A 19,285-nucleotide genomic window follows, 5' to 3' on the forward strand; every position below is an offset into this window, starting at 1 on the left:
GAGTTCCATGAGAGAGTTGTCTCCGCAAACGATGGATGTCCGGGTCGACGAGTCCACTGAGGCTCGTCTTTCGTCGAAAGGTTGGATTGCCGTTGCGGCACTAGCCGTCGTGACCTATTTCATCCGCGATTGCTACCAATTTCTTAAACCCCAGTTTTGGGCTGAAGATGCGACGATTTTCCTCGCAATGTCAGTTCGTGAGGCGTTGCTCAATTTAGTCCACCCCTACGCCGGCTATTTTCATTTTGCCCCAAGAACGCTTGCGCTTCTGGGCGCATTTTTCCCTACCGTACTAGCGCCCGCAGTTTTCTATTATGGCGCGGTCGCCGCTGCCGTCGCATCGTGCGTCGCTATCTACCTCATGGTGGGCACATTCCCTACACATCTGCGCATCCTGTTTGCGCTAGCGCCAATGCTTGTTTTGCCGGCGGGCGAAGTCTATGGGAACGTCACCAACATCCAATGGTTCTTCGGCGTCGCATTTGGAGTCCTCGTGCTCACTTACCGCGGAGACACGTTTCGTTCGCGCGGTTGGCTTGTGATGGGCGAAGTGCTTGCGCTAACCGGCCCATTTTCCGTTGTCTTCTGGCCTTGCCTGCTGGTCTGGTCCTGGCTAACCGGAAGGTTACCGGTCAATGCGAAGATGCTCGTTGTCGTTGGTATCGGGGCGTTTGTTCAGCTTGCCGCCGTGGTGTTGATGGGTGTGAACAAGTATGGCGTGGGCATTGCTGCGGCGTCGGCGTGGGTGCGCGCTGTCAAAATTTTTGTGGGTAGTTTCGTTACGCTGAGCGGCGTTACCGGCGGCGTTGCCGTTCTCGCAATTTTCGTCTTGCTGGCGTTCGGCCTTCGCCGAAATTTCGTGGAAAGGCTGCGAGGCGGCTATCTGCCGTTCGGACTTGTCTGCATGGCATTGCTGACTCTGTTGATGGGCTTGTGGACCCACAAACACATGCCAGACGAGATCAATCCACTCGGGCCCGGAGAGCGCTACTTTTTCCTGCCGTTCAATTTCCTGTTTATGGCCGTGATCGCGTCTGCACAGGCGGTAGGGAAAAAATACCACTGGTTTTGCCTCGTTGTAGCTCTATCGCTGGTGTTCGGTTGGAGCCGCCATTTCCGCAAGGGTGAGCTGAGCGATTTTAGGTGGCGCGACTACTATGCGTTGTCGCAAGTAACGCAGGATTCGCTGATCCCGATCCAACCGGGATGGGTATTGCGTCTTAATAATGACCGACCGGATCGCCTCGTTTCTGTGATGCCGGTTGATCTGTCTAGATTAGAGCCGTTTTATGGTGTCCTTCATACAGATGGTGACGAGACGACGCTAATCGAGGAGCGGGTATCAGGTGATCCTGCATCGCAGATCGTATTCGACGTTCCGTCGTCCTGTCTTAAAACCGAACATCGTTTTGTGCGCGTGGCACTTAAGGATGCCGCGCGAGTTCATCTTTACCTGCCCGATGTCAACGATATTTCTTCGAAATCGGCGTCGCTGATTTGGCACGTTGGTGCGAACGACCATTGGTACTTCGACGTACCAAATCGGGTCAGTACGAAGATAGTCCGCCTCGGTGTAACCAGCGACTCAGGCGGTATAGTGCGCGGTTTGAAGTTATCTTGGGTTTGCTGGTAAAAGGATCAAGTTTGAGCGAAGCAGAAAATGAGTTCATCCAAGACGCTCGGCAACCGTGTGCCGAGGTATCGATGACAGCGCGCAAGCTGACATGCGGCATTGCTATGTGCACATGCAACGGTGCGGCTTACCTTGGTGCGCAGTTAAGCTCGCTCATCGAGCAAACACGCTTACCCGATTCTATTGCTATCAGCGATGACAGGTCAGATGACGGTACCTGGGATGTGTTGAATGCATGGGCGGCCGAGGTCCGTTCTGTGCATGCGATACAGGTGGTCCTGATGCGCAACGAAACGCGACTCGGCGTCACTCGGAATTTCGAACAGGCAATCGGAGCGTTGGATACAGATATCATATTTCTCGCGGACCAGGACGATATTTGGGCAAACAACAAGATCGAGATGTTGGCTGGGACACTCGAAACCGATTCCGACGTTTTATTGGTTCATTCTGATGCGTTTCTTATAGATGAGGACGGCGCAGACATCGGACGATCACTTTTCGAAGCGCTCTACCTTACGTCCGCAGATCGTGAACTGGCACGGCAGCAACGTTTCTTTGAAGTGTATTGTCGTCGCAACCTCGTTACCGGCACCACAGCGGCTTTTCGGCGTAAATTGCTCGAGCTCGCGCTGCCGTTTCCCGACACCTGGATCCATGACGAATGGCTGGCGGCGTGCGCGGCCGCATGGAGACGCGTGGCGATGCTGCCGGACAAGCTGACGTTTTATCGGCAACACGGTCGCAATGTGATCGGCGTGCCGGCAGGTCGGTTGTCACTTCTCGTCAGGTATGTGCGGCGGGTGTTGGAAATTCCGCGGGATGACTATCTTGCGGGCAAGATCAACCGACTCGGAGCGCTTCACAAAAGACTGGACGAGACGAGTTTGGCACGCGACGACGCCCAGGTATTGCTTGTTGAAGCTGAACAGCATTTCATCCGACGAAGGGCGTTTAACAGGCGATTTCCATCACGACTCGTTTCGATCATCCGCGAGTCGCGCCGGAATGGCTATAGGCGGTTTGCTGACGGTGCTGCGGGCATGCTTCGGGACATCATCGATCTTTGACGCCGATTTACCGCAGGTAGTCACAGCGCCTGGAGCTGCCGCGGCAAACTCGGTTCCAGGCAAGGGATTTCCATGTCGGCCGTTTCAGGCTGCGCTCTTTCTGCCCGCAGAGCCGTCAAACGGTAAGCGCGCAGCAAACCCATCTTGACGGGTCGGGTTAGTCGACGATCCCCGTTGGTTGCCAGCGATGCGGCAACAATGCCGAGATGTCGCTGGCCTTGTGGATAGGAAGCCGCGTGAGGATGTCCTTCAGATAGGCGTGCGGGTCATGGCCGTTAAGTTGTGCCGACCTTATCAGGCTCATGATGGCGGCAGCGCGTTGACCCGCCCGTAGCGAGCCGGCAAATAACCAGTTGGCCCTCCCGATGGCCCATGGACGGATCTGGTTTTCTACCCAGTTGTTATCTATTGGCACGTGTCCGTCGTCGAGATAACGCGTGAGCGCCTCCCAACGCTTGAGACTGTAATCCAGCGCTTTTGCAATCGCTGAACCTTCCGAAACCAGCTTGCGCTGCGCCACCATCCATTCGTAAAGTGCGTCGCACAATGGTTTGGCCCGGCTCTGCCGCAGTTTGCGCCGTTCCTCTGCATCGAGCACTGCAGCGTCGCGCTCGATATCGTAAAGCGCAGCGAAGAATGGCATGGCCTGTCCGGCAACCTGACTGCTGTGATTGGCATGCAGGTCGAAGAACTTGCGCCGTGCGTGCGCAGCGCATCCGATTTCAGTGATGCCCTGCTGGAAGCCAGCCTTGTAGCCGCCGTAATCGTCGCACACCAGTTTGCCCTGCCAGTCAGCGAGGAACGCACGGGCATGTTCGCCTGCACGGCTGACGGCGAAGTCGTAGACCACAGCGCGAAGCTCGCTGAAGTGCGTGGGTGTATACGCCCACAGGTACGCCCGGTGTGTCTTCCCTTTACCGGGACTGAGCATCTGCACCGGTGTCTCATCCGCGTGCAGCACGCCCTGCTGCAGGAGTTCCTGATGGAGCGCGTCGACCAGTGGCTGCAACTGTGCGCCGCACGTGCCAACCCACGCACCCAATGTCGATCGCGGTATCGCCAGACCCGCCCGCGCAAAGATCTGTTCCTGACGATACAGCGGAAGGTGATCCGCATATTTGGCGACCAGCACCGAGGCCAGCAGTCCCGTAGTCGGGATACCCTTGTCGATGACGTGTGCGGGCACCGGCGCCTGAATCAGCGTTTCACAGTTCTTGCACACCCACTTGCCACGGATATGTCGCTCTACTGCAAAGACACCGGGCGTGTAGTCCAGCTTCTCGCTTATGTCCTCACCGATTCGCACGCGCTCGCAGCCACAGTGACACAGGATGCTGTCCGGTTCGTGGTGGATCTCCGTGCGCGGCAGTTGCGCTGGCAGCGATGTGCGCTTCGGTTGCTGGGTTGACTGGTCGGCGGGCGCTTGTGGCTGAAGCTGCTCGAGCTCCAGTTCGATGGCGGCCAGATCGGCGTCGATTGCTTCGTCCAGCAGGCTCATCTGCTCGCTGGTGAACTGTTCGCTACGCCGGCCAAACTGCTGGCGTTTGAGGATGGATATCTCGTGGCTTAACTGCTCGATACGCGTCTGCCGGTAATGCAGTTCGCGTTCGTTCTCTTCGACCTCCCGCGTCTTCTCCTCAATCTCCCGGTCCCTGTCCTGCACCTGGGCAATCAGCTGCGCGGCAAGGGCGCGTAACTGTTCCGGGCTAAGGGCGTTGAGGTCGGCGGGCAGGGTCATGCAAACCAGTCTGCCAGAACCCCAGGCACCGTGGAAGCGCAACTGTTTACGTCCCTGTTGGCCTCATACGACGCGGATCACACCATTCGGGCCGATGCGCTGCCACGGCAAGCCCACCACCAGAGCGGCGAGCTGTTCCTGCGTGAGTGCATGTTGCTTCGGCTCGCTGCCAGCGTGAGGCCAGGCGAACTGTCCCTCGTTCAAACGTCGCGCTGCCAGCCATATCCCGATTCCGTCGTGAACCAGCACCTTCAGGCGATTGGCCCGCCGGTTGGCAAAGAGGTAAGCATGGTGCGGATGCGCAGCGCCGAACACCTTGACCACACGCGCCAGTGCGGTGTCGAAGCCCGCACGCATATCCAGCGGCTCGACTGCCAGCCACACTTCATCAATGCGGATCACGCGAGCCACTCCCGCAGCCAGGCGGCGCATTGCGCCGCCTCTGATGTCGGCCAGCTAACCGTAATCGACTGGTCCGCGCGACGAACTTCCACGCGGATCTCAGCCGCACGCGCGGTCCGCGTCTCCAGAGGAAGCGGAACGAACGCCGGTGCCGCTACTGATGGTGCTGATATGTCGCCACGCGCCACCAGCACGCAATCGTTCCTTTCGGCCTGCTCTACCCAACGTCGCAGCAGATTCGCGTTCAGCTTGTGGTGCAATGCGATGGCCGCGAGCGACACCCCGGGGCCTTGGCAAGCCGCCACCACCTGGGCTTTGTACTCGACGCTATAGCGCCGGCGTCGACGACGGCCAAGTGGCGCTTCTTCTTCGATAGTGTTCACGTGTCCACCTATTCAAGTGGATACGATGCTCCCAAGACCCTCCACGCAACTCAAGACGGGATGGCCGTGCGCTTACGTCAAACGGCATCCAAGTGAGCGCCGTATCGAGCCTGCCTCCTCATCTGATACCATAAGATTATTCGACGGCCACGGAAGGTGCTTACAGCATGGACAGGCGAGATGCGGTACTCAAGTTTCTCACGAAAGATATGAGGGGCTTGGAAATTGGTCCGTGGTTCAACCCACTTGCTCCAAAGGCAGAAGGATATAATTGTTTGGTGCTCGACGTTTTCGATTCCGACGCGTTGCGTGAGCGGGCTCGAAGCGTTGCGAATGTCCCGATGATCTTGTGGGACAGAATTGAAGACGTGGATGTTGTTGGTTCGTCAACGCACATTGACGAACTGATTCATGAGGTGGCGAGCTCGGCACGTTCGACTATATCGTGTCATCGCACAATTTCGAGCACCTTCCCAACCCGATCCGATTTCTTCGAGGCTGTGCGAAAGTGCTCCGTCCGGGCGGCGTTATTTCGATGGCGATTCCTGATCGTCGCGCATGCTTTGACTATTTTAGGCCTGTGACAACGCTTTCTGCATGGATTGCTGCGTTTCTGGAGGATGTAAGTCGTCCAAGCCGGGCCCAATATTTCGATATGGTGACGTGTACCGGTCTCTTTGATACAGGAGACAGTAAGACTATCTCTTTCCATCGTGGTGTTGAACCAGAAAAGGTGTCGGCGGGGTTACGACTCGACGAATCTTTCGCTGAGTGGACAGATCAATCGCGTGACGGTGAGTATTTTGACTCACACTGCTCGGTGTTCACGCCGTCATCATTTGAGTTGCTGATTAGAGATGTGGCTTATCTTGGACTGGCTCCATTTGAGGTTGTGGAGATCTTCGATTCGCCCGGAGTGGAATTCTATGTGCGCCTTAAGATGAATGACTCAAAGGAGGCGCTGCGGCCAGAGGGCTATGAAGAGATGCGCAATCTGCTGCTGCATCGGATTCTCGATGAGGCGGCCGAAACATCCTCCACATATATGACCGCACGTGAACTGCCCGGCACGGTGGCGTCTCTGCAGGAACGACTCGCTGCCTTCCAAAAAAGTACTGCTGTTCTGGAGGAGGATCTAGAGACGAGACGCGCCGAGGTTGAGCGGCTAGCAGAGAGGGGCCGTATTCTCGAAAGTGACCTGCAGGCTATACGCGCATCGACAAGTTGGAAGGTTACGTCACCTCTCAGGCGCATGATAGGCAAGTTTCGGTAATCTGTTTTGACAATGTGGGTACTTCATCCGTGAGTTCGAACTATGACTGAAGTACTGGTAAAATTTTCGATTGCCTCAGGCCAAGTTTTGATCGGGCTGAATGATTTCAAAAATTTACAGATTAAATAAGCTTTCCAGTCATTTATAAAAAGTACCAATCTCCAGGCAGTCTGAAAAAAGAATCCCGGTGAGAATGGCATATTTGTAGGCTGCAGGGTTATATTGTGGATTCGACTCCTTCACAAATCCAATCAAGTACCACGTCCACGCGGGGGCCATTTGCGGCGCCCCTTGCAATTTTTGCGCTAGTGTTGTCGGCGCTACTTGTTATCCCTTTTTTACCTGCCATGCCGTCAAGTGGGCTGGATGCCTCTTGGGGATATGCGCTCAATGAAGCAATCGATCGTCGCATCGTATTCGGAAAGGATCTGATCTTCACTTTCGGACCGTTGGGGTCCGCCTATACGCAGATGTACCATCCCGCAACGGATGGGATCATGCTGCTGACATGTACGGTACTGTCTGTTGCTCTATGTGCAGGATTTGCGGTTCTAGCGATTCCACGTCGGCCGCTCGCACTTCTTCTGCTGCCCGTCGTGTTGGCGACGGCTCAGAGTCGTGATGCGATCTTTGTCGCGATTCCATTCTGTATGGCGATGGCCACGTTTGTGGTAACGCGTCGGGGTCGTGGCGGTGTGACTCGTGCGCTGCCGAAACCGGTCTGCGCGGCATTGATCTTTATCGGTGCCGCGTGCGGGATGTTGCCCTTGGTCAAGGGCAGCTTCGTTGCCGTGACGTTGTTCTTGTGCTGCTGCTCGATCGTATTGCTGGCGAGGGCGCGCCATTTCAAACTCGCGGTCGCAATCCCGATCGTGGTACTGGTCTCGATGGTTGGGTGTTGGATCGGCGTTGGCCAATCTTTGTTCACGCTCCCGAATTTCTTTATCGCGCAACTCCCGATCATTTCCGGGTACGCGGGAGCCATGTCATCCGAAGGATCATTTTGGGTCGTGGCAATCTGGCTGCTGCCGACCGCCGCCGCTCTGGCTATCGTCTATTTTTGCTTGAGTCGCGGGGAGGGCGCTGACGGCGTGGTGCTGTGGATAGGCGTTCTTGGATATTTCTTTATAACATTCAAGGCGAGTTTTGTTCGTCAAGACGATGGGCACCTGTATACGGCGCTGGCAGCGCTGAGCCTCGTGTCGCTGATTTTCGTCATGTCGGTGCGGCTGCGCATCGCACTGCTGTACGCGGTGCTAGCGTTCTTTAGCTGGTCCTCGATCGAAATTCAGACGAACAACTTTCATCCGAGACAAACAGCAATGTCGACCTGGTACGCGGTCCACCGCACGGCCGTCGGAATGAAATTGCGGCTGGCGTCACCTAGGCGCTTGCGCACTGACTTCGATAATGCGAATTCGGCAATAAGGGCAGCTTTTCCGATCGGAAAGGTGGAAGAGCCTGTCGATATCTATCCGACCGAGCTTGCCCCGATTTTCGCGCACGATTTGAAGTGGGCAGGGCGACCAGTGCCACAAAGTTATTCTGCTTACACACCGACTTTGGACTTAAAAGACGCTGAACATCTTAAGGGAGCTAATGCCCCCCGGACGGTGTTCTATTCGGTGGCATCTATCGATCTGCGTCTTCCATCGTTGGAAGACTCTAGTAGCTTACCGATTCTGCTAACGCAATATCGTGTCGCCGGGAGGTCGGAGACGGCCTTGCAGTTTGTGCGTTCGCCTCATCCGGCGGCGATTGATTTTAGAAAGCTTGACGAGCGTGAGGCTGAACTCAATAAGGACATCAATGTTCCGCCGTCTCGTGATCCAGTGCTAGCCAAGATCGTCGTGCGTCAAACTATCTTGGGAAAGCTCATGTCGGCCGCTTTCAAGCTTCCGTCGCTGTACATCGAGACCAAGTTTGAGGACGGACGGGTCCAACGGAACCGGTTTATTCCCGGAATGGCCAAGAATGGCTTCGTAGTCGCGCCATACGTTGGGTCGGTCGATAGCGTCGTAGACATAGCCGCTGATATGTCTACGAAGGAGGTTAAGCAGATCCGGATTGTGGGTTCGGAGGCGGGGTACTGGAGAAAAAAGATTCATGTGGAGTTCTTTTCATTCCCGGTAAGCCCTCAAGATACGGCCATGTCTTTAGCGGGCGTAGCGCCGAAGTCTGCATCTCCAGCCTTACTGCACGGGGTGTCCTCGACACTGGCGCAGTGTTACCTAGAGTCGATCAACGGTGTTTCTAAGGCAAAATTCCCCGCTGACGGCGTCGAAACAGGAAATGCCGCGTCCGTGGTCGGGTGGGCATCACCATCTACCGAAAAAGGGATTGCCCCGGACGAAATATGGCTGGCGCTCGCGTCAGAAAGCGGCGCAACAGAGTTCTACAAGGCTCGCATAAAGGAGCGTTCGGACGTCGCGGCAGCTTTCCATCATGCCGAGATGGCTAATGTTGGATTTAACGTCAAAGTGCGCGAAACAGCCACGGGACCGATGAGCATAAGCATCCTCACCGTTCGGGAGGGTGTCGTACAGGACTGTGGAATCAGACAGCGGGTGATATTTGCGAAGTAATTTTGGCGCGGCACGACAAGATCGTGCCGCGAAGGCTTGGCCGCTAGTATGCGCAGCCTGTTGCCAGCTCAGTGCTTAAAACTCCACCGCTTATGCCCCACATAACTCGTAAAGACCGGCACAGCGACTCCGACCGCATGCGCAACATCTCGCGCATGCCAAGTCATCCCCGTCCGAGGGAACACGTAGTAAGCCAGTCCAACGCTGACTGCCCACGTTTGTACGACGGCAACCAGATTCACGAGAGTAAAGAAGAACACTGACCGCCCTGTCGATTGTGTACTCTCCGTAAATACAAACAGCTTCGCGAGCACGAACGCCGTAATCATCCCAGTGATATAGGCGACCACGATCGCGGCCGAGTACGGCATCCACAGATTGTAGACCATCCGGCTGCACCAGTTGACCGCGGCGGCGAAGCCGCCGGCCAACAGAAACAGCAGGAAGCTCTTCGAGACGAATGCACGTTTGACGACCGTGTGAGCGCGCGTCATATCATCTTTGCCATCTTGCGGGACAGTCCGATACTCTCCGAGATGCCACGATCTTCGGGATAGTAGTAGGAGGTGTCCGCCACGAGCAAGCCCTTTACAGGAAGCTGGATTGGAGGCAGGCGGTCCAAGTACCCCGGTTCGCAAATCGGTTGCGCAAAACGATAACGGCTCGCGCGAACGTCAATAAAGTCGCCCTGCGTAAGCGCCGGATTGATCTTCATCAGGTAGCGTTTCACCTTATCGATAAACACTGAATTCGCTTCCTGATACTTCGGGTGCTCGCCCGGAATATAGAAAGGCACGTAGACGACGTGGTGATCGAGCGGACGCAGGTTCGTGTATTCCACGATGCCCGGAATATCCATCTCAGGATCGTTCGTATTCAGCCAGAAGTTTTCCGTGACGGGCTTCTTCAGCTTCGCGATGACGCACACCACCGCCACGTTCTTGACACTGCGAAACGCATCGAGAATGCTCGCCGGCAGGTCGGGTATCACGCCCGGCACGTAGGGCAGCGGAATCGTGCTAATGACCTTATCGAACGGCAGAAACTCGCCGCCTGCTTCGATGCCGGTAACTTCGCCGTTCTCGATGACGACCTTCTGCGCTGGCGTGCCGAGGCGAAATTCACCGCCGTTCGCTACGATGTAATCACGCATTCCGTTGAGCAGCGTATCGGACCCTCCTTCAAGATAGCCAAGCTTTTCGTGAAAGAGGTTGTAGCGCGACCGGCCGATGCGGCGGATGCGACTCCAGATCCAGGCTGCGGAAAGGTTATAGGCGTAGTCGTAAAACTTGTAGTCGAACAGTCTGCGCCACAGCACTTCCCATGCTTCTTCACCGATCCAGCGGCGAATCCAACCGGTTGCCTCGACATGATCGAGAGGCTCCCAGTCGTTACGCTTGGTCGACAGAAATGCATGCAAGCCATAGCGGAATTTAGCTTGAAGGCTGAGGCCCTTGAACTTCAGCAGGGCCATCGGGTTACCCCAGGGCTGCACGCGACCTTGATAGAAGTAGCCCATCTTGGTCTCGCGCCACTGCATTTTCTTTTCGATGCCGAGCTCGCGCAGCAGCTCAAAAAAGGCGTGGTCGGAGATAGCGTGGAAATGATAGTAGCGTTCGATCGACAGGCCACCGAAATCGAAACACGCAGCCATCCCACCGACGCGGTCGTCCGCTTCGAAAATGATCGGCTTGCGGCCGTCTTTGACGAGCTGATAGGCCGCGCCGAGACCCATGGGGCCGGCGCCCAGTACTGCAATACGTTCTGCGCTCATAGTGTTCGTCCGCCTCAGAATTCAAGTGCGATATGGCTATACGTTGGATCGTTGAAGGTTTCGTCCATTGCCTTCGCAAACGGAGTAGCACGGATCTTAAAGATGCCCTCCCAGTCGATCACTTCGAATTCGTCACCGGCCGTCAGTGCTTTGAGCTGGTCGGCGGTAAAGGGCGGATTCTTGCTGAAGAGCGCATAGACCTTCAGCAGCACATAGAAGAGGCCGTAGGGAATCCGGACGATCGCACAGCGGGCTTTCGTGGCGCGCTTGATCTGTCGAATGATGTCGATATAGTCGACGCGCTCCAGCCCGGTAATGTTGAACGCTTGGCCTTTGATGCGCGATTCGATGCAACTGATGATCACGTTGCAGAAGTCTCCGACGTACAACGGCTGGCGCATGTAGCGTCCGCTGCCCGGAATCGGAAATACCGGAACGCGATGCATGAAGCGCGACAGCCAGCCCAGATGTTTGCGGTCGAACCAGCCAAACATCAAAGTGGGCCGCAGCACGACGCATTCGATGCCCGACGCGAGCACGATTTCCTCCTGCTCGCGTTTGGTGTCCGTATAGAAATCTTCGCCGACCGAATTCACGACCGAGGAGCTGATGTGTACGGTGTACGGGATCTGGTAACGCTTGATCACCTCAAGCAGATTTCGCGTCGACGTGATGTTGTTGCGAATGAACGGCTCGAGCGTCGGTGCGCCGATCTGCGCCTGCAACATGACGACGAGATCGGCAGCCTTGAAGTGCTGTTCCCATTCGCCTCGCTCGGCCAGATCGGCGTAAATTGCCGTGACGTCCGGATGGACCTGGCGAAGCACTTCGAGGTTGGCCTTATGCTTGTCGATCACGACCAGATTGCTATACCCGCGCGCTTTCAGTCGCGCGACGAGGTTCTGGCCGACAAGGCCGGCGCCGCCTGGAAGAAGAATGCGGGTTTGGTTCATACGGAGCTCGTTGAATAGGGGTGTTCTGCAACTTTGTGAGGGCTAGATCATACAAGCAAGCCCGAAACGTCTAGAAAAATGCCTGGTTTGACGACGTGGCGAAACTACGTGGCCGCCTACCTGGCCGGAATTTGCAGTGTCGCGGACATCGGCCTATCCGCAGCCAAGGCGCAATACTCATCTCCAGCCGTCTGCCCATTTACTCGTATCCCGCCGCTTGCCGGGGCCGTAAAGAATGCGGTCCAACCGCTGTGCAAGGCGTTCCCGCTGTATGTCCCGCGAAGATCGTTGCGCTCGCCGCCAGTCACGCCTGTGCCTAACGTTGCGTGGGTGGTGGCGTCGGTCAGAACGACGGCCCGAGGTGTGTGGCCACGAGCTGTCTCGTAGATCCACCCCGTTGCACGATAGACGCCGGGAGTTGTGGTGGCCGATATTCTGTCGAGAGATCCGTCGCACAAAACGGTGGGGTCAACGGTAACCGGTGCTACCAGATAGTCCGGCTGATTGGGTGCGAAAATCGAGAGCTGGGCGGCCTCTGCCAGCTTTGCGTCGTTAACCAAAATCTCGGGAAACGGATAGACTGCCTTGGTGATGTCTGGATCATATACATGGGCTCTCAGCGCCAAGCCCGCGACGAGACGAGCGTAGCTGACGTCGCGATCAGCCCTGAAACTCAGGCGCTGCCCTGAGGCAACCAGCAGCGTTGCCAGTACAGTTACGAACAGCACGCGCCTGCATTGTTTGCCAGCCTCGACGTTCAACACGGCAAAGATGCCAATCGCGAGCCAACCCATCAGCGAAGCTGTCGTGTAGCGCGAGGCAAGGGCGGTTCCGAGACCGAACCACAGGCGTCCGCTCGCCGTCAGTAACGCGTTGCCCGTGACGAACAAGGCAAATGCAAGCAGGGATACGCCACGCGGACGACTTTCTCCGGACTTGACAGCATTGATGCTGTATACCGCTAGCGCAGTCAACGCGAGCGCTCCCGTCACGTACGAAGCTGGGACACCAAGCCGTACGTTGAACGCGGGTGCGCCAAGATAGAGCAGCATGTATTGAAGCGCAGCAAACGGATGCTGAGGCAAGCTGGTCATCAAATCGCCGCTGCTCGCCGACTTTTGCCAGTCGACGAAATACACGACCCAGACTGCGACTGTTACGGCGCAAATGACGGTGAGGTCGCGCCGCCTCAATCGCCGATAAATCGCTTGAACGATCAGGACTGGAAACACGAGAACGCCGCTCGACATCGAATACGCCGCGACTGTCGCGCTTATGAGTGCCACCGCTAGCCATCCGTGCGACTTCGCTCGCTCGCTTTGGGCGAGCGCTTCGGCCGTACGGTCGAGTGCATGGAACGCAAGTAGAGCAAAGAGATAGACAGCGAACCACTGGCTTTGGAAGCCCCACGTGAAGTTCTCTTTCTGAGCCCACGAAAAGACGAACACGAGGACGGCGCCTGCGAGTCCGAGGCGCGCTTCGCGCCCAAGCGTGGCGCAGTGGTGGACTGCAATGCGAAAGAAGGTCATCGCGAGCAGGGCCGCCAGTGCGAGATTCGCCACGAGCGAGAAGACGTTTCGTCCACCAAAAAAACGAACGTCGGCGAAAAAGATTAGCCGTGAGAATGCGAGGCGGTGCTCATTGTGTTGTTCGAAGAACGCATGCCATGGGTTTTGTATGGCACGCATATAGAAGCCGATGGCCCCGTCCCACGAATCGCCGAATGGTAGGGGCGAAAAGTGCTGCCAAACCCCGAGTGTCGTTGTCGTGAGCGTAAAGACGCCCAGTGCGAACACTGCAAAGTTACCAATTCTTTCTCCTCGACTCATAGTTACCGCCGCCTCACAGCGACGCGCGCTTGAACAGGAATCGCGGCACGCAGCGGATGATCAGCATGATGATTGCCCAGAACCAGCGGGTGTACAGGACGTCCTTGCGCTTTTCGACCGCCCGTACGATGTCGGTCGCCACTTGATCGGGCGTTGCAACGAGTGGTCCCGGCAAAGGCAAACCTGCCGTCATCGGCGTAGCGACGAACCCGGGCTTGACCGTCATGACATGTACGCCAGACTTGAATAGCCTTGCATTCAATCCTTCGCAGAATGCGGAAAGCGCCGCCTTCGCGCTGCCGTACAGATAGTTCGACGGACGGCCGCGATCACCCGCCACGGACGAGATTACCGCCAACGCGCCGCGCTTTTGCGCTTCGAGGATGTTCGCGATTGGCGTCAACAGGGCAATGACCGAGACGGCATTGGTGTTAAATTCGCGCACCGCCAGTGCGGGATCCGCTTGGCACCTGGCCTGGTCCGGCAGCGTGCCGGGCGCGACCAGTACGATATCGAGCGCGCCCAGTTCGGTCTTGCAGCGCTCGAGCATGCCCGCATGACGATCCAGACTGTCGATGTCGAGTTGATGGCACGCGGCGAGTTGAGCGCCGCGCGAGGTCAGATCGTCGGCGATCTGCTGGAGGCGTTCGCCATTGCGAGCCACCAGAAAAAAGCGTGCGCCTTCTGAAGCCCATTTGCGGGCACAAGCAATGGCAATCGCCGACGTAGCGCCGACGATAAGAATGTTTTTCATGTTCGAGTAGTCCGTTCCCAGAAGCGCGAAAGCAGGGCAGGGTCGCGCAGCGCTTCGAGTTGATGCCATTGAGGGTAGGCGGTGCGAAAGTCGGCGCCAGACATGTGCGCGTCCTTGGCCGGGTAGATGCGACCACCCGCTTCGCTCACGATCGCATCGAGTCTGGCGAAAAGTCGTGTATTCAACGCATCGCGCTGGGGGAAATCAAGTGCGAGCGATGTGCCTTCGCGCGGAAAGGATAACAAACCGGGCGAACGCAAATCGCCGCAGCGTTTCATCACCGCGAGAAACGAGCCGGTGCCGCTTTCGGAAATGGCGTCGAGAATCTCGCGCGTTGCTTCACGTGCCGAGCTCGGCGGCACCACGCACTGATACTGCTGAAAGCCCGCGCGGCCATAGATGCGGTTCCATTCCAGCAAGCTGTCCAGCGGGTAGAAGTAGGTGTCGTAACTGACCGTTGCGCTGACTTCGCCGCTTTGTTGCTTCTGATAGTAGAGCTCGTTGAGTGCACGTAATGTAACGCGGTTGAACACTGGAATCGGCAGCGTAAACGGGACGATGCGCTTCGTGCGGCGTTCAACTTCGAGCGGGCCCTCCGTTGCATGGTCGCCCACCATGAAGATGCCGCGCCCGAGCGCCGAGCCGCGGCTTTGGCAATCAACCCATGCAACGCTGTATTCGTGCAGGGGGTCGAGCCGTTCGGATAGTGCGAAGAACTCGTCGAGATTGGTGAAGCGAATGCTCTTCATGGCGATCATGCTCGAGCGGATCGGCATCAATTGAATCTCCGCCCACAGGATCAAACCGGTGAGACCGAGTCCACCAATTGTTGCGGCGAAGAATTCAGGCTGTTCGTCGGGTGAGCATTCAAACTGCGTGCCGTCACTGCGCGCGAGCGCAAAGCGGCGCACGTGCCGGCCGAAGGTGCCGCGCACGTGATGATTCTTGCCGTGGACATCGTTGGCGATAGCGCCGCCCAAAGTCGCGTATTTGGTGCCAGGCGTCACCGGCAACATCCAGCCGCGGGGAATGGCGACATCGAGAATCTGTTCGAGTGTCACGCCAGGTTCCGCGCGCAGCACGCCGGTTTGCCAGTCCGCTGCAATCAGGCGGTCGAGCGCTAGAGTCTGCACGACATGGCCCGAGGCGGCGAGACAACTGTCGCCATAACTGCGGCCATTGCCGAACGCGAGGGTGGTTCCGCTTTCGCGGCTCGCGTCCAGCCACGCGGCTTGTGCGGAGTCACGCCATGCAACGCCGTGGACTTCCTGCGGCAGATGTGGGTAACGTCCCCAGGACAGTACAGTACTCATCGATTAGATGGCCGCCCAGAAAACCAGGCCGCACAGCACGACGACAGCGAGGCTGACACGATCGCGCGCCGCGAAAACGATCGGGTCGTCGTGCATCAGACCGCGATGCGCAATGATCCAGGTGCGGCTGACCCAGTAGAGCAGTAGCGGGCAGGCAAGCCAGATGACTTGCGGATGACGATACATGCCGGCGGTTTTTGCGTCCTGAATGTAGAGAGCAAGCACGAGCACGGCCAGATAACCAGACGAAGTCCCGAGCGACGAGATGAGCGACAGGTCACTTGCGACATAACCGCGCCCGCGCGTTTTAACGAGACCTCGCTCTTTCATCGAATGCAGTTCCGCGTATCGCTTGACAAGCGCGAGACTCAGGAAGATGAACATCGAGAAAGCTAGCAGCCAGAACGTCAACTGCGCGCCGACTCCCGCTGTGCCGGCGATGATCCGGATCGTGTACAGCATGGCCAGCACGACGACGTCGACCATCACCTGACGCTTGAGGAACATCGAGTACGCCAGCGTCAATGCGTAATAGCCAAGCAGGACCACTGAGAATCGCCACGGCAGGAAGAACCACGCCATGGTGAACGAGCCGACCAATAGGACAGGAAAGAGGCCTAGTCCCCAAGTGAGTGGCAGCGCGCCTGACGCGAGCGGACGCCTGCGCTTGACGGGGTGGTGGCGGTCGTCTTCGAGATCGAGCAAGTCGTTGAGCAGATAAACACTCGATGCACACAGGCCGAACGTGAGAAACGCCACGATGGCAGCAATCGCGAGGTCCGGGGACGACAACTTGTGTCCCGCCAGCAACGGGACGAAGATTAGCAGGTTCTTCAGCCACTGATGTAGGCGCAACGATTTGGCCCAGGTCCTCGCGAAAGGGGGGCGGGATTCGATCACACGCTCCACGTTGCCGATCTCGCGAGCGGCGCGCTCCACACCATTCGAGGGGTTGACCACGTACGCGCGGTCGGCGGATTGCCACACCGCTACGTCGTCATGCGAGTTGCCGGCATAGTCGAAGCCTTTTTCGCCGTATTCGGCTACGAGTTTTTCCCGCTTTTTGTGGGCCGATAAGTTTACGTTTTCATTGCTGGCGAACGTTTTGTCGAACAGACCTAGATGCGCCGAAATGGCCTGCGCGTAGCGCTCATGGCTTGCGGTGGCCAGTACCAGCGTGCGGCCGGATTTGCGCTCCGTTTTCAGCCATTCGAGCACGGTGGCGTCGTAGGGCAGAACGGCAACGTCGACGTTGGTCGCCCCGGCAAGACGCGCCTTCAGGCCAGGCTTGCCCTCGCGCGCGAGCCACAGCAGCGGCTCGTAGAAGCGGTGAGGGGCGGCCTTCAGGTAGGCGAAACCCGACTCGATCAGGACGTCTGAGCGAATCAAAGTGCCATCTAGGTCGACGACGAGTGGTTTGCTGCGCATTCAGTCTGCCCTATGGGCGATAGTCATTTTGATGAGCGACGGGCCGCCGTGGGAGACGCCGTACTGCCGCTTTTGTTTCGCCCAGTTACTGGGCGCTCGGAGTTGGGCGGCGTTACTTTACTATTCCGTGATAGCGGGCACAACCTTACATGTGAAAGTGCTCAATTTTGAGGCACAACTACCGATCTGGGGAGAAAAATAGGGCTGATGCATGCGTATCTGGCAGTAACAAAAGGAAAGGCGGGTTGCCGAAGCTTGGAATTTTGAGCAAAATTCCGGTTTGTTGCGGCCACACAACGAAGCACCCACACAACGTGCCCACCCATAAGGCACGCAGTTACTACACATGAAAGCTACGCACGCGCCGCATTCCGAATCCGAGGGGTTGTCCGTGTCGGTGGTGACCTACCGCCCGGATATCGAACAACTAACGTCCACGCTCGCCGGCCTTGCGGCGGCATGTGACGCGTTACGTGTCGGCCGCCCTGCTTTGCCGGTGGTGCTGTTTCTGGTGGATAACGGTGGTCTGCCTGCCATTCAGGCTGCACTGGCCGAACTCCAACGGCACGACGTATCCACGACCATCATCGCTGGACACGGTAATGTGGGCTACGGCCGTGGTCACAATCTCGCGATTGAACGGAGCGCCAGTCAGTATCACCTTGTGCTGAACCCCGACATCGATCTCGCTCGTGACGCGCTTAGCGAAGCCTTTGATTTTTTCGAGGCGCATGCCGAAGCGGGGCTCATCACGCCGTGGATCGGCGACGAGCATGGCGATCAACAGTTTCTGTGCCGGCGCTATCCGACTTTAATCGATCTGTTTGCGCGCGGCTTTTTGCCTGCGGGGTTGCGGCGACTATTCTCGCGTCGCCTCGCTCGCTACGAGATGCGTGACCAGATCAACGCGCGCGATATCGTCTGGGATCCACCGATCGTCAGCGGCTGTTTCATGTTGTTTCGCACGAGCGTTCTGAAGCGGTTGGCGGGTTTCGACACCCGTTACTTCCTGTACTTTGAGGATTACGATTTGAGCCTTCGCGCACATGACGTAACGCGTGTCGTCTACGCGCCTTCGGTGCGCGTATTGCATCACGGCGGCGGGGCGGTGCGCAAAGGCTCCGCGCACATTCGCATGTTCATGGCGTCGGCGTATAAATTCTTCAACCGGTTTGGCTGGAAGTGGCTATGAGTCATGTGCTCGTCACGGGGGCCAACGGCTTTGTCGGTCATGCGCTATGCCGCGCATTGCTTAACGCTGGACATACGGTCACCGGCCTCGTTAGGCGCTCAGGGCAGCTTGAAAGCGATGTGAACGAATGGGTCGATGTCAGCGTGGATTTCGCCGACGTCGACGCGACATGGCCCGCCGCGCTGCAAGTGGACTGTGTCGTGCACCTAGCGGCGCGAGTCCACGTGATGCGCGAAGAGTCTGCCGATCCCGACGCGGCGTTTCGCGCGACCAACGTTGATGGCGCGCTTCGCGTTGCCCAGGCCGCACGGCGTCATGGCGTGAGGCGTTTTGTCTTTGTCAGCAGCGTTAAGGCGCTGGCCGAAGGCGATTCGGGCCGTCCGGTGTGCGAAGACGATCCACCGATGCCACAGGACGCATATGGGCGCTCGAAGCTAGCCGCCGAACAGGCGTTGTGCAGCTACGGCGAAGAGTCCGGCTTGGACGTCGTGATTGTGCGGCCGCCACTCGTGTATGGGCCACAGGTACGCGCCAATTTCTTGCGATTGATGGACGCGGTCTGGAAGGGGATGCCGTTGCCGCTAGCTTCGATCGACGCGCGGCGCAGCCTGATCTATGTCGGGAACCTTGCAGACGCCCTGATGCATTGCGCGGTAGATCCGCGCGCAGCGTACCAGTGCTTCCATGTTGCAGACGCCGCTGCTCCGACGGTCGCCGAGCTGGCCCGGTCGCTCGCTGGGTATCTGCAAAAGACCTCACGGTTGCTGCCAGTACCGCTGGGCTTGTTGCATATCGCGGGTCGGCTGACAGGCCGCTCGGCGCACGTGGACCGCCTTGTGTGCTCCCTCCAGCTCGACACCACGCGTATACGCACAATGCTCAGCTGGCAACCGCCATATTCCACCGACGAGGGGCTGGCCGAAACCGCCCGTTGGTATCGATCCACGCATTGAGGGAG

The 19,285-nt window shown here is 57.6% G+C and carries 15 protein-coding genes and 1 pseudogene; 6 read left to right on the forward strand and 10 right to left on the reverse strand.

What is annotated here, in order from left to right; all coding sequences use genetic code 11:
• Nucleotides 1-7 precede the first annotated feature (7 nt).
• Together BXE_RS03285 and BXE_RS03290 are read left to right on the forward strand one after the other, a co-directional pair.
• On the forward strand, nt 8-1,633 hold the full coding sequence (locus tag BXE_RS03285; protein WP_011486998.1) for a hypothetical protein: 1,626 nt from the start codon (nt 8-10) through the stop codon (nt 1,631-1,633).
• Nucleotides 1,634-1,644: 11 nt separating this feature from the next.
• Nucleotides 1,645-2,703 (forward strand): glycosyltransferase family 2 protein, encoded by a 1,059-nt coding sequence (locus BXE_RS03290; RefSeq protein ID WP_233518833.1) that lies wholly within the window; start codon nt 1,645-1,647, stop codon nt 2,701-2,703.
• 157 nt (nt 2,704-2,860) lie between these two features.
• Here the strand turns inward: BXE_RS03290 and tnpC are convergent, their stop codons facing one another.
• The 3 genes from tnpC to tnpA form a co-directional block, all read right to left on the reverse strand.
• Complete coding sequence (tnpC, locus tag BXE_RS03295) at nt 2,861-4,441, reverse strand: IS66 family transposase (protein WP_038456920.1); 1,581 nt, start codon at nt 4,439-4,441, stop codon at nt 2,861-2,863.
• 63 nt (nt 4,442-4,504) lie between these two features.
• Nucleotides 4,505-4,843, reverse strand: a complete 339-nt coding sequence (gene tnpB, locus BXE_RS03300; protein ID WP_011488195.1) for an IS66 family insertion sequence element accessory protein TnpB — start codon at nt 4,841-4,843, stop codon at nt 4,505-4,507.
• Complete coding sequence (gene tnpA / locus BXE_RS43795; protein ID WP_158340929.1) at nt 4,840-5,226, reverse strand: IS66-like element accessory protein TnpA; 387 nt, start codon at nt 5,224-5,226, stop codon at nt 4,840-4,842. Before tnpA ends, tnpB begins: the two co-directional genes overlap by 4 nt.
• Before the next feature lie 439 nt (nt 5,227-5,665).
• Between tnpA and BXE_RS43800 the strand changes: the two are divergent.
• Together BXE_RS43800 and BXE_RS03310 are read left to right on the forward strand one after the other, a co-directional pair.
• Nucleotides 5,666-6,499, forward strand: a pseudogene (locus tag BXE_RS43800) (methyltransferase domain-containing protein); the annotation flags it as partial.
• A gap of 311 nt (nt 6,500-6,810) precedes the next feature.
• Complete coding sequence (locus tag BXE_RS03310) at nt 6,811-9,084, forward strand: hypothetical protein (RefSeq protein ID WP_148222894.1); 2,274 nt, start codon at nt 6,811-6,813, stop codon at nt 9,082-9,084.
• Nucleotides 9,085-9,152: 68 nt separating this feature from the next.
• Here BXE_RS03310 and BXE_RS03315 read toward each other — a convergent pair whose 3' ends face one another.
• The 7 genes from BXE_RS03315 to BXE_RS03345 all read right to left on the reverse strand — a co-directional run bounded on the left by BXE_RS03315 (nt 9,153) and on the right by BXE_RS03345 (nt 17,135).
• Nucleotides 9,153-9,578 (reverse strand): GtrA family protein, encoded by a 426-nt coding sequence (locus BXE_RS03315; RefSeq protein ID WP_011487004.1) that lies wholly within the window; start codon nt 9,576-9,578, stop codon nt 9,153-9,155.
• Entirely contained in the window at nt 9,575-10,858 is a 1,284-nt protein-coding gene (locus tag BXE_RS03320) for an NAD(P)/FAD-dependent oxidoreductase (RefSeq protein WP_011487005.1), read from the reverse strand. The genes BXE_RS03315 and BXE_RS03320 overlap by 4 nt, the downstream gene beginning before the upstream one ends.
• A 14-nt stretch (nt 10,859-10,872) precedes the next feature.
• Nucleotides 10,873-11,811: an NAD-dependent epimerase/dehydratase family protein gene (locus BXE_RS03325; protein WP_011487006.1), complete on the reverse strand. Its 939-nt coding sequence runs from the start codon at nt 11,809-11,811 to the stop codon at nt 10,873-10,875.
• Nucleotides 11,812-11,927: 116 nt separating this feature from the next.
• Nucleotides 11,928-13,640, reverse strand: a complete 1,713-nt coding sequence (locus BXE_RS03330) for a hypothetical protein (protein ID WP_011487007.1) — start codon at nt 13,638-13,640, stop codon at nt 11,928-11,930.
• A gap of 13 nt (nt 13,641-13,653) precedes the next feature.
• A complete protein-coding gene (locus tag BXE_RS03335; protein ID WP_011487008.1) occupies nt 13,654-14,394 on the reverse strand; it encodes an SDR family oxidoreductase in 741 nt (246 codons plus the stop codon).
• The gene (locus BXE_RS03340) at nt 14,391-15,707 is read right to left on the reverse strand and encodes an FAD-binding oxidoreductase (RefSeq protein ID WP_011487009.1); all 1,317 of its coding nucleotides are present in this window, start codon (nt 15,705-15,707) and stop codon (nt 14,391-14,393) included. Before BXE_RS03340 ends, BXE_RS03335 begins: the two co-directional genes overlap by 4 nt.
• A gap of 3 nt (nt 15,708-15,710) precedes the next feature.
• A complete protein-coding gene (locus BXE_RS03345) occupies nt 15,711-17,135 on the reverse strand; it encodes a UbiA family prenyltransferase (RefSeq protein ID WP_011487010.1) in 1,425 nt (474 codons plus the stop codon).
• Nucleotides 17,136-17,481: 346 nt separating this feature from the next.
• Here BXE_RS03345 and BXE_RS03350 point away from each other — a divergent pair, with 346 nt between their 5' ends.
• Together BXE_RS03350 and BXE_RS03355 are read left to right on the forward strand one after the other, a co-directional pair.
• Nucleotides 17,482-18,327, forward strand: coding sequence for a glycosyltransferase (locus tag BXE_RS03350; protein ID WP_011487011.1), 846 nt, complete (start codon nt 17,482-17,484; stop codon nt 18,325-18,327).
• On the forward strand, nt 18,324-19,280 hold the full coding sequence (locus BXE_RS03355) for a UDP-glucose 4-epimerase family protein (RefSeq protein ID WP_011487012.1): 957 nt from the start codon (nt 18,324-18,326) through the stop codon (nt 19,278-19,280). Before BXE_RS03350 ends, BXE_RS03355 begins: the two co-directional genes overlap by 4 nt.
• Nucleotides 19,281-19,285: the final 5 nt, after the last annotated feature.

It is taken from the genome of Paraburkholderia xenovorans LB400 (assembly GCF_000013645.1).
In the GTDB taxonomy this organism is placed as follows: Bacteria; Pseudomonadota; Gammaproteobacteria; order Burkholderiales; family Burkholderiaceae; genus Paraburkholderia; species Paraburkholderia xenovorans.